The following is a 9,853-nucleotide window of genomic DNA, read 5'->3' on the forward strand; positions in this document are numbered from 1 at the left end:
TCAAACACCGTTTGGCTCAGGTCTCAGCTTCAAGGCTTTCGTGTCATTCTGTACCAACCCGCCAGAGTGCCAACCGTCGAATCCGTGTTGACCTGCTGCCAGATGAGCGAAAAATAGGGTTCAAACAGGTCGCGCACCTCCTCTGGTTGCCAACCCGAGTTGCGCTCTGGCGTGTGCACGTGGGCGTACAGCATCAACGTGCCCCCCGGCGCGAGCTGGTCTGCCACATCGCGCGCATACTTCGCCGCCTGGGCCTGCTTGAAGCTGTGCCCACAGCCGATATCGATCACGAGTTGATACGGAGCGCGCAGTTGGTCGCATTGTTCGAGCAGCGTGACATCATACTCAAGGATGCGATAGGTTTCCGGCGGAAAAGCGACCAGTTTCAAGCGCGCGGTTTCGACGGCCTGCGGCACGAAATCAATACCGTCCGCTTCCCAACCGTGCTCCAGCAGATAGCGCACGTTGGTTCCCGTCCCACACCCTATGTCAAGCGCGCGCCCGGGCGGCAGTTCCTGGAGAATCTGAACGATTTCCGGCGGGGTTATCCCGGTGTCCCAAGGCGTTCGCTGACTTTGATAGTTCTGGATAAAGACGCTGCGGCGGTCGTCTCCGGGGGGAGTGGTCATCTATGTGGCCTTTCTGCGCGAATCACATTCGGCGATTCTACCCTCCAGCAGTGCCAGCACAAGCAGACATTATCCGTGCCGTAACCTAAGCTTGGAAAAAAGACAAACCTACCCATGAGACAACTCTCACGGGTAGATTACGGAGTGCTATTCGAAATTGAGGAGAGAGTCTCAGGTGGCCAGCGCGTTGCGCACCAGCAGATACTTCGCATGGGTCCACAGCAGCGGCTGCGCGATTTCGCCGCGCTTCTGCACCCACGGTTCGTAGAAATCGGGCGCGAACATCACATCTTTGACCTGTTCCGGCAGGTTGCCGTCGGCGTCGGCGTGAGCTTCGGCCCAGCCGAGAATCTCCTGAGCGCGTTCCGGTTGGCCGATCTGCGTGTAGTACCACGCCAGCCACAGCCCGAGCAGCACCCAGGCGCCACCGCCGTAATAGGTGTCGGCGCGGTGCCGGTGCACGCCGTGACCCTGCGCCAGCAGATCGCGCTCAATGCGGGCGATGGTGCGCTGCATGAGGGGATCATCCGGTTTGAGCAGCCCGAAGTCAGGGAGCGCCGCCAGCAGCAGATTGGCGTCGACCATGTCCAGCCCGACCGCTTTCGCGAGTTCGTAGCCCGGCGTGATGCCCTGCGCGAAGATGAATTTCTGAATGGCGTCTTTCACGGCGCTGAAGTTCAACCGGGGGACGAGATATTCCGCCGCGTTCAACCCAGCGAAAATGGCGGCTAATGTGCTGACGTGCACTTCGGTCCACGTTCTTCCCAGCAATCATTACAAGGCGACCGCCAGATCGCGGCCAGATAGCGCGCGGTCAGCTCGACCGCCTGTTCCCATTCCAGCGGCAGCGGCCGGACGCGGCACACATCGACGATTTGGTCAGCGACCACAGCCAGATCGCCGGGCCGTCGAGTTGAAACTCCGGCCAGTCATCTGGCCCCGGGTCGCCGTGCAGTTGATAGCGGGCGTTCAGCGTGTCGGCCAGCACGAGCGGCTCACCGTTTGCGGCGCGGGCAATCGTGCGTTCGATAGCGGCGGCGCGGCTGTTGATCATGCGCGCGCACCAGCGGTGAAACCTGTCGGCGCTGTCCCACTGGGCGTTGCGTCCGACGGCGTGGGGAATCGGGTTCAGCGTGCCGTCTACCGTGAGCGCGTAGGCGATGAACGCGCCATCGCGAAACCACGAGAACTGGTAGTCCGGCATTACCGGGCAAGCGAGATAGCCTCCACCCTCGTTCTGATTGTCCAGAATCACCTTGAGGCTGTGCTCATGCAGCGGCGTGAGGCCGGGCGACTTAACTGCCATGTTCATATTCCACGACGATCATGCTCCAATAGTCGAGACGGGGAAGGATGAACTGTAGTGTACCCGCTTCGACGCTAAATGGAAGAGAATTCGCGCTCATATTTTCGGTGGTATCGGGTGAGGCGTACCACACCGCCGTAACCGGACGCTCGACCGTGAGGCTGACCGCTTGATCAGTGAGCGGCGTTGGCCCGACCGTGGTCGGTGCATTCCAGTCCGCCCCGTCGATGTCGAGGAAGTTGACGAGGCTGAACGTCTCGAAGTCTGCGCCCGCCCGCACAATGGGGACGACCCGGTCGCGCGACCGAATGCCGCGCATCCGCACGTCGCCCAGACTGATCGCGCTGTGGCGCTCCGCGCTGGCCGCGGTCGTCCCCACGGAGAGCACGTTTTCGTAGCGCACGATGAAATCGTAGTAGCGCAGGAACTGCGGCTGATCGGCTTCGGCAATGTCGCCAAAGTGCGGGAAATACGGGTCTTGCAGCATCGCGCCCGGTTCGCCCGTTTCCAGATGATACGCGCCGCTGGCGAGGATCACGCTGTTGGCCAAACGCCAGTTGATCACGCGCTCTGGTGGAATATACGCGGCGAGGATGACGGGTTTTTGATTGCCGAGCGTCTGCGCGTTGGTGATGATCCGGTTGAGGTCGAGATAGTCGTCGTGCGGCGGCCACACTTCGATGTACGAGGCGTCCTGCTGCGCCGGGGCGACCGCATCAATCGGCCAGTTGCCCACGCTGTTGAACAGCGTGACGCCGGCAGCGCCGCGCCGATCCTGCACGAGTTCGGCGGTCTGGTTGATGAAAGCGGGCATGACGTCCGCCATATCAATCGGGTTGCCAAGGGCGTCGAAAGCCCGTTTTGGGGCGCGCCATACTGGTCGATGTGAATGCCGTCGAAGGTGGTGTTGTCGAGGACATCGGCGAATTCTGCCAGTAGATGCACGTTCCACGGCGAACCGGGCGTGGCATCCATGATGGCGATGAAGTTCTCGCCGAGGGTGTGCACATTGCCGCGGGCGTCGAACATACCCCAGTCCTGATGCTGCTGGAAGAACGCCCACGACGCGCCGTAGATCGCGGTGTAGGGCATGGCGGCGATATCGCCCGTATGCAGCAAATCGATCAGGTTGCGCACGGTGGCCATCGACTGATCGCGCCCCAGGCCATCGTCAAAGCGATCATCCGGGGGGATGAGGTCTTCCCAGCGATACTGCCAGTCGTAGAACTGCGCGCCGTTGATGTGGTGGCGCAGCATCCAGTCGAGCGTGGGCTCGATAGTGCGGTGCGCCGGGCTGAAATCGGTCAGGAAGCCATAGCGCGGCGCTTCGATCCAGTGGTTGAGCACATCGAAGGCCGACGACTGCGTCGCCAGCACCGTGCCGCTCGCGTCCAGCACATCGACGGTCACGCCATAGCCGCGCGGCGCTTCGGCGGGCGGCGTCCATGTGAGCAGGGCTTGGCTGTTCGTGAGCGGCGCGCTGAGTTCGGTCACGAACGTATTCAGGTAGGTCACCCGGGCGCGGACGGTGCTGCCTGCGCTGGCGCTCACCGTGAGTTGCACGGTATCGCCGGGATGGTAATAGCTTTTATTGGGCAGAATTTGCACAGTTGAATCGACGGCGGACACAGCGCCCCCTTGGAACAGGATCAGGAACAAGATGACGAACAAACGGTGAAACACGTGCATCAGGTTAACCGCGTACGCCTCCGCTGGTGATGCCTTGAATGAAGTAGCGCTGGAAGACGACGAACAGGATCACAGTCGGGATGACGGCCGTGAGCGACCCGGCAAACACCAGACCCCAGTTGGAAGCGTGCTGGCCGCGGAAATTGGCGATGGCGATGGGCAGCGTGCGCAGGCTTTCGTCGGTCAAGAGAAAGTTGAGCGCGGCAGATATTCATCCCACGCGCCGAGAAGCTGAACACGGCAACGGTGCTGATGGCAGGCGCGGCCAGCGGCAGCATCACGCGCCAGAACACGGTGAACGGACTCGCGCCGTCGATGATGCCGATTCTTCCAGTTCGCGCGGGAGGTTCTCGAAGAAGCCGCGCAGCAGGAAGGTGTTGAAGGCGAGCGGCCCCGCGCTGTCAGACCAGCGCGATCCCCGGCAGGCTGTTGAGCAGGCCGAAGTTCTTCGCCAGTATGAACTGCGGGATGAGCAGCACCACGCCGGGGGATCATGATCATCACCAGCAGCACGCCGAAAATGACGTTCTTGAAGCGAAATTCAAAGCGCGCGAAGCTGTAGGCCATGGTCGAGGCCAGGGCCGTGACGAGGAACGAGGTCGCGATGGACACGCCCGCGCTGTTGAAGAAGGCGCGCAGAAAATTGCGGCTGGCAAACGCCTGCTCGAAGTTTTCGAAGCTGACAGTTTCAGGAATGAGGCGCGGCGGATACGTCTGCACGTAGGCGACCCCGCCGAGCGCCGTTGAGGTCATGTACAGCAGGGGAGCGACCGCGATGAACACGCCCACACACAGGACGAGAAAGATCAGGGAGGTTGAGGACGCGCTGCTGGCTGCCGGAAGTTGCGATCATGATCAATACTCCACGTCTTTGTCACCACGACCGAACAGGCGCGACTGCACGAGGCTGACCAGCACAATGACCACGGCCAGCACATAGCTCAACGCCGCCCCGTAGCCGAAATGCAGGCTGCCGAACGCTTCGTCGAACATGTACGTGAGCGCGACTTCGGTGCGGTGCAGCGGGCCACCGCCCGTGATCAGCAGGACGGAGATGAAGACCTGAAAGCCGCCGATCATCAACGCGATGAGGACGAAAAAGATGGTGCGGCGGATGAGCGGCAGGGTCATGAAGCGCAGTCGCTGCCATTCGTTCGCGCCGTCGATCGCCGCGGCTTCATACAGTTCTGTCGGGATGCCTTGCAGCGCGGCGAGGAAGATGACCATCGCCCAGCCGATGCCTTTCCAGATGCCGAGGCTGTCAATCGCGATCCATGCGGTGTCGCTGCTCGCCAGCCATGAGATCGCTCCGTCGATGACACCCAGCTTCATCAGGATAAAGTTGATCAACCCGGCGTCGCCCGCGCTGAACAGGTAGACGAACAGGAAGCTGACGACCACCCAGGAGGTAACGACGGGCAGGTAGTACACGGTGCGAAAGAACTTTTGCCGATGGTGACGCGATGTACCAGAAACGCGAGCGTCAGCCCGATGATCATTGCCCGGCGACGGTGACGACGGCGTACCCGGCGGTGTTGCGCATAGCCAGCCAGAAGGTGCGATCCGCGAAGACCGCCTCGTAATTCGCGAAGCCGACATACGTGCTCGTCTGACCGGGGATGATGCGCCAGTCGAAGAAGCTGATGTAAAGCTGGTACAGCAGGGGTACAACGACCAGATCAGATACAGCGCCAGACCGGGAAGGAGAAACAAGTACGGAACGTAGGGGCGGTAGTAGGGTTTGCTCCGGTCGGCTCTGTAGCTGCTGCGTTGATTTTCCCGCTGCGGCGCGCGTATCTATCACGTTGCTGCTCATCGCCAATTCCCCTCCCAAATTCTGTGGATAGGGTGGTGCAGGCAGGCGAACCTATCTACACCACCCGCTGGTGAGAGCTTAGCTGCCAGCCAGCAGCGCGTCAATTTCTTCGGCTGCCAGATCCATGGCTTCCTGCGCGCTCATTTCGCCGCGCAGCGCGAGCTGGCCGCGTCGCTGAGCACGGTTTCGATTTCGTTGTAGGCGGGGTGGGGCGTGCGGGCCTTGGCCGTCTGCAGTTGGTCGAGAAACACGCCGTAGTACGGATGATCGGTGAAGTATTCATTTTCGAGCAGGCTGCTCAACACGGTGAGCTGACCCACCGTCGACATCTGGAGCTGATATTCGTCGCTCTGCGTGAAGCGCAGGAATTCGAGCGCCGCTGCTTGCTGCTGCGAACTCGCCATCACGACGATGTTTTCACCGCCGACCACAGAGATGTGACCGCCGTCACCCGGCGGCATCAGCGCGGCGGCTGCTTCGAAGTCCGGATACTGCTGTTCCAGCGTCGGGTAGAACCACGGGCCTTCCAGCATCGAGGAGATCGTGCCGCCGAAATAGCCGCCCCACGTATCGAGGCCGCTACCGATGTAACCATCAGAGAAGCAGCCGCTCTGCACCATATCGGTGAGGAACTGGATCGCCGCGACCGACTGTTCGCCGTTCACGTAACCCGTTGCCGTCGTGATGTCGGGATCGGTGATGTCGCCGCCGAAGCTCCAGATCCACGGCAGCAGGTTCCAGCCGGAGGTGCCGCCATCGCTGAACAGGAAGCTGCCTTCGGGCAGGGATTCACACATCGCCGCGAGATCGTCAATCGTTTCCGGCGCTTCCGGCATCACGGCCGGGTTATAGATGAACACGCGGGTGTTGGTGTCCAACGGCAGGCCGTAGTACGCACCGTCGTAAGCATTGGTTGAGAGCGGGCCGGGGAACACGGCGTCGGCGAACGTCTGGAAGTCGGACATATTTTCGCTGAGGTTGAGCAGAATGCCCTGGGCCGCAAATTCCGGCGACCAGATGATGTCGAGACGGACGAGATCGGGGCCTTCGCCGCCCGCCGCCGAGGTCAGCAGCGCCTGACGGAAGCCGTCATAGGGGTAGGCGACCGATCTGACATTGATTTCCGGGTGGGCTGCTTCGAACGCCGGAATCAACGTTTCCGTCAGCATCTGATTTTCCGCGGACACTTCGTTGTACGTGTGCCAGAAGGTGATGGTGAAAATCCGGGTTCTTGCGAGAACGTCACCGGGACGACAAACAACATGACGAGCAAAACGGCGAGCATGACTTTAGTCTTCATCTTCAACTCCTTAAGGAAATTCACTTATTTGCATAGACAGAAACTGGTCGAAATTTGTCTCCTCTGCACCTCGCTTTTGAACCGTTTCAATTTTGGCGAACGAAAAAGCTACGGCGGGAACCCGGTCGACTGTCGCACGACGAGTTCCGGTTTAAACAGCGTTCCAGCTAGTCCAGCAACCGCATCGCGATTGATGTAGCGGACCAGCAGATTGAAGAGCGCGCTCCCGATCTCGTGGATGGGTTGGCTGATGGTGGTGAGCGGCGGATGCGTGTAGCGCGCCGTCGGTAAATCGTCGAAGCCGATGACCGATACGTCCTGACCGACGACGAGACCGTGCGCCTGCACCGCGCGCATCGCCCCAAAGGCCATCCGGTCGTTGTTACACACAATCGCCGTCGGCGGCTGCGCCCGTTCGAGCAGCAGCGTCGCCGCGGCCTGACCGGATTTTCTCGCTGAAGTCGCCTTCCTGCACGAGCTGATGATCGATGGGCAGGTTGGCGGCGTTAAATGGCGTTGACGAAACCTTGCCACCGCTGGCGGGCGAGAAAACTGCTCGGAGGGTGGGGCGATAGCCGATGCGGCGGTGGCCGAGCTTCGATGAGGTGGCGCGTCGCCAGTTCGATGCCGTAGGTGCTGTCGAGGTCAATCCAGTTGTCGGTGTCCTGCCGATCCAGCTTACCAAACGTCACGAACGGGAACTCCTGCTCGTTCAGGAAGGCCCAAACGCGGATCATTCTCGCGCAGCGCGAACAGGATGAGACCGTCGACTTGACGGCTGTTAACGACCCGCTTGTAGACGTCCATCTCTTTGCGCCCCACCGGGATCGTCCAGAAGGTGAGGCCGATGCTGCTTTCGATGGCGGCGGCGGTGATGCCTTCGATCAAGTCGAGCACCATCGGGTCGATTTCGATGCGCTGGTTTTGCGGGCGGAGCTCGGTGCGGATCATGCCGATCAGGTTGGTGCGTTGGGTGCTCAGCGTGCGCGCGGCGGCGGTGGGGTGGAACTGCAGCGCTTCAATCGCTTCCAACACGCGCTGGCGGGTCTCATCTTTGACGAGTTGGCTGCCGTTAAGCACGTTGGAAACCGTGCCCACGGATACATTGGCGTACCGCGCGACATCACGAATCGTAGGCATATTTGAGCACCAAAGAATGACCGGAAAAGACATAATTTGAACCGGTTCAATTACAGTAAAACACGGATCTCTAGTCGTGTCAAGTGGTTGATCAGCAACTTATGAAATCAGGTCTGGGCGCAGGACAACCTAAGCCCCTATCCAATAGACGCTGAGGCAGGACGAGGCTGAGAGGTTGAAAGAGGGCAGATCCTGACCTCCCCCCGGCCTCCCCGAATTCCGGGGAGGGGAGACAGATTGCGTCTGTTTAGGGACGAGGCATGCCTCGTCCTTTGGCTGACATGCGCTTTGTGGCTTTGAAAAAATAGGAATACAAAACAGCGGCGGACGATTGCGCAATCGTCCGCCGCTGTTTTGTTACCGGAACTGGCAGAGTTTAGCTGTTGCTGCTGCCACGCTTGATGCGAATATCCGCGTACACGGCGATGACCAGCACAACACCCTTGAGCACGTACTGGAGCGCCGCAGGCGTGTTGGTCATTTGCAGACCGTTGGTCAGGCTGACCATGATGATCGAACCGACCATTGCGCCGAACACCGTCCCGACACCGCCGAGCGTCGATGTGCCGCCAAGGATACACGCGGCGATGGCATCGAGCTCATAGCCTTGCCCCGCCGAAATCGTGCCATAGCCGACATACGACGCCAGCGTTACGCCGGAGACGCCGCACAGCGTGCCCATCAGCACGAAGATCGTGAAGAGGTTGCGCCGGATGTTGACGCCGGAGAACTGCGCCGCCTGTCGATTGCCGCCAATGGCGTAGGCGTAGCGTCCAGCGCGTATTGTTCGACACATAGGCGACGGCCAGCGCGACGAGCGCCAGCAGGCAGCACCGGGGCTTGAATACCGCGGTGGCACTGGTTGACCATGTAGACATAACCCACCACCAGCACGGAGAAACCGACGGTCTTGGCGATATCCAGCGCCATGGGCGGCAGTTCGAAATCGTAACGGCGCTTACGACGGCGACCGCTGATCGCGCCGTAGAACAACAGGATGATCGTGATGACCGCGATGATCCAGCCGATTTCATTGGGCAGGTAGCCCTGCGCGATCTGCGCGAAGGTGGGCTGATCCGCCGGAATGGTACGGCCTTCGGTCACGAGCAGGATCAAGCCGTTGAGCAGCCAACTGCTGCCGAGGGTCACGATGAAGGCGGTCACGCGCAGATAAGCGATGATGTAGCCCTGCACAACGCCCCACAGGAAGCCGACCGCGATGCCCGTCCCCACCGACAGCGCCGCGATCAGGATCGGCTGGTCGGGGAACTGCACGGGTCAGGAAGTTGGCTTGCACGGCGGCGACTACGACCGAGACGAACCCGGCGAGCTTGCCGACCGAGAGGTCAATGTTGCCTTATGACGAGTGACCAGCACCATGCCGACCGAGAGGAAGCCCGTGATTACCATTTGCCGGAACAGGTTGGAGAAGTTCTGCGGCGACAGGAAACTGCCGTTGGTCAGGTAGGAGAAGTACAGCCAGATGATGACCGTGGCGAAGATCAGCGCGTAGGTCTGTAAATTAGCGCGCAGCAGTTTGGCGATGCCGACCAAGGACCCGACGCTCCCGACGAGGATGGTGAGGCTGAAGAAATCGAGCTCATAAGAAACTACCTCTTAAATAGGTGGATGTTCACTAGGCTTCGTTGAGAAGAGCGCTTGGCTGCGAGAGAGTGGTTCCAGTCGCCAGCGCCATGATCTTTTCCTGCGGTCGCACCTTCCGCGGGCATAATCCCCGCCGACCGTCCGCCGCTCATGACCATAATGCGGTCGCTCATACCGAGCACTTCTTCCAGTTCGGACGAGATCATGATGATGGCCATACCCTGCGCCGCCAGTTCGCGCATCAGCTTGCAGATCTCATATTTCGCGCCGACATCAATGCCGCGCGTGGGATCATCCAGGATGAGCACCTTGGAAGTGTGACATCAGCCACTTGGAGTACCACCTTCTGCTGATTGCCGCCGGACAGC

At 60.6% G+C, this 9,853-nt stretch carries 16 protein-coding genes and 1 pseudogene; all 17 read right to left on the minus strand.

The window, feature by feature from the left end; translation table 11 throughout:
* Window positions 1-29: 29 nt before the first annotated feature.
* The 17 genes and pseudogenes from IPK17_RS05370 to IPK17_RS05450 all read right to left on the minus strand — a co-directional run bounded on the left by IPK17_RS05370 (window position 30) and on the right by IPK17_RS05450 (window position 9,793).
* The gene (locus IPK17_RS05370) at window positions 30-629 is read right to left on the minus strand and encodes a class I SAM-dependent methyltransferase (RefSeq protein WP_343416649.1); all 600 of its coding nucleotides are present in this window, start codon (window positions 627-629) and stop codon (window positions 30-32) included.
* 171 nt (window positions 630-800) lie between these two features.
* Complete coding sequence (locus IPK17_RS05375) at window positions 801-1,376, minus strand: glycoside hydrolase family 15 protein (protein WP_343416650.1); 576 nt, start codon at window positions 1,374-1,376, stop codon at window positions 801-803.
* Between the two features lie 67 nt (window positions 1,377-1,443).
* Complete coding sequence (locus tag IPK17_RS05380) at window positions 1,444-1,935, minus strand: glycoside hydrolase family 15 protein (RefSeq protein WP_343416651.1); 492 nt, start codon at window positions 1,933-1,935, stop codon at window positions 1,444-1,446.
* A complete protein-coding gene (locus IPK17_RS05385) occupies window positions 1,925-2,761 on the minus strand; it encodes a glycoside hydrolase family 66 protein (RefSeq protein ID WP_343416652.1) in 837 nt (278 codons plus the stop codon). The genes IPK17_RS05380 and IPK17_RS05385 overlap by 11 nt, the downstream gene beginning before the upstream one ends.
* Window positions 2,762-2,808: 47 nt before the next feature.
* Window positions 2,809-3,624: pseudogene (locus IPK17_RS05390) on the minus strand (glycoside hydrolase family 66 protein); the annotation flags it as partial.
* Between the two features lie 4 nt (window positions 3,625-3,628).
* Window positions 3,629-3,811 (minus strand): ABC transporter permease family protein, encoded by a 183-nt coding sequence (locus tag IPK17_RS05395; protein ID WP_343416653.1) that lies wholly within the window; start codon window positions 3,809-3,811, stop codon window positions 3,629-3,631.
* Window positions 3,808-4,407 carry an ABC transporter permease family protein gene (locus tag IPK17_RS05400; RefSeq protein WP_343416654.1) on the minus strand — a complete coding sequence of 200 codons (600 nt, stop codon included), beginning with the start codon at window positions 4,405-4,407 and terminating at the stop codon, window positions 3,808-3,810. The genes IPK17_RS05395 and IPK17_RS05400 overlap by 4 nt, the downstream gene beginning before the upstream one ends.
* A gap of 72 nt (window positions 4,408-4,479) precedes the next feature.
* A complete protein-coding gene (locus IPK17_RS05405; protein WP_343416655.1) occupies window positions 4,480-5,223 on the minus strand; it encodes a carbohydrate ABC transporter permease in 744 nt (247 codons plus the stop codon).
* Entirely contained in the window at window positions 5,120-5,440 is a 321-nt protein-coding gene (locus IPK17_RS05410; protein WP_343416656.1) for a hypothetical protein, read from the minus strand. Before IPK17_RS05410 ends, IPK17_RS05405 begins: the two co-directional genes overlap by 104 nt.
* A gap of 140 nt (window positions 5,441-5,580) precedes the next feature.
* Entirely contained in the window at window positions 5,581-6,609 is a 1,029-nt protein-coding gene (locus IPK17_RS05415; RefSeq protein WP_343416657.1) for an extracellular solute-binding protein, read from the minus strand.
* Window positions 6,610-6,848: 239 nt separating this feature from the next.
* A complete protein-coding gene (locus IPK17_RS05420) occupies window positions 6,849-7,274 on the minus strand; it encodes a substrate-binding domain-containing protein (protein ID WP_343416658.1) in 426 nt (141 codons plus the stop codon).
* Window positions 7,247-7,432: a type 1 periplasmic-binding domain-containing protein gene (locus IPK17_RS05425; RefSeq protein ID WP_343416659.1), complete on the minus strand. Its 186-nt coding sequence runs from the start codon at window positions 7,430-7,432 to the stop codon at window positions 7,247-7,249. The genes IPK17_RS05420 and IPK17_RS05425 overlap by 28 nt, the downstream gene beginning before the upstream one ends.
* Entirely contained in the window at window positions 7,419-7,880 is a 462-nt protein-coding gene (locus tag IPK17_RS05430; RefSeq protein ID WP_343416660.1) for a LacI family DNA-binding transcriptional regulator, read from the minus strand. Before IPK17_RS05430 ends, IPK17_RS05425 begins: the two co-directional genes overlap by 14 nt.
* A 376-nt stretch (window positions 7,881-8,256) precedes the next feature.
* The gene (locus IPK17_RS05435; protein WP_343416661.1) at window positions 8,257-8,676 is read right to left on the minus strand and encodes an ABC transporter permease subunit; all 420 of its coding nucleotides are present in this window, start codon (window positions 8,674-8,676) and stop codon (window positions 8,257-8,259) included.
* Window positions 8,562-9,155: an ABC transporter permease subunit gene (locus tag IPK17_RS05440; RefSeq protein WP_343416662.1), complete on the minus strand. Its 594-nt coding sequence runs from the start codon at window positions 9,153-9,155 to the stop codon at window positions 8,562-8,564. Before IPK17_RS05440 ends, IPK17_RS05435 begins: the two co-directional genes overlap by 115 nt.
* Window positions 9,156-9,185: 30 nt before the next feature.
* A complete protein-coding gene (locus IPK17_RS05445; RefSeq protein ID WP_343416663.1) occupies window positions 9,186-9,434 on the minus strand; it encodes a hypothetical protein in 249 nt (82 codons plus the stop codon).
* Window positions 9,435-9,490: 56 nt separating this feature from the next.
* Window positions 9,491-9,793 (minus strand): hypothetical protein, encoded by a 303-nt coding sequence (locus IPK17_RS05450; RefSeq protein WP_502748421.1) that lies wholly within the window; start codon window positions 9,791-9,793, stop codon window positions 9,491-9,493.
* Window positions 9,794-9,853: the final 60 nt, after the last annotated feature.

It is taken from the genome of Candidatus Flexifilum breve, assembly GCF_016713355.1.

Coding starts and splice junctions, on each gene's coding strand:
- IPK17_RS05435 (WP_343416661.1), bottom strand. CDS start 8,676: ATGTGTCGAACAATACGCGCTGGACGCTACGCCTACGCCATTGGCGGC.
- IPK17_RS05385 (WP_343416652.1), bottom strand. CDS start 2,761: ATGGCGGACGTCATGCCCGCTTTCATCAACCAGACCGCCGAACTCGTG.
- IPK17_RS05430 (WP_343416660.1), bottom strand. CDS start 7,880: ATGCCTACGATTCGTGATGTCGCGCGGTACGCCAATGTATCCGTGGGC.
- IPK17_RS05370 (WP_343416649.1), bottom strand. CDS start 629: ATGACCACTCCCCCCGGAGACGACCGCCGCAGCGTCTTTATCCAGAAC.
- IPK17_RS05405 (WP_343416655.1), bottom strand. CDS start 5,223: ATGTCGGCTTCGCGAATTACGAGGCGGTCTTCGCGGATCGCACCTTCT.
- IPK17_RS05410 (WP_343416656.1), bottom strand. CDS start 5,440: ATGAGCAGCAACGTGATAGATACGCGCGCCGCAGCGGGAAAATCAACG.
- IPK17_RS05415 (WP_343416657.1), bottom strand. CDS start 6,609: ATGCTGACGGAAACGTTGATTCCGGCGTTCGAAGCAGCCCACCCGGAA.
- IPK17_RS05380 (WP_343416651.1), bottom strand. CDS start 1,935: ATGGCAGTTAAGTCGCCCGGCCTCACGCCGCTGCATGAGCACAGCCTC.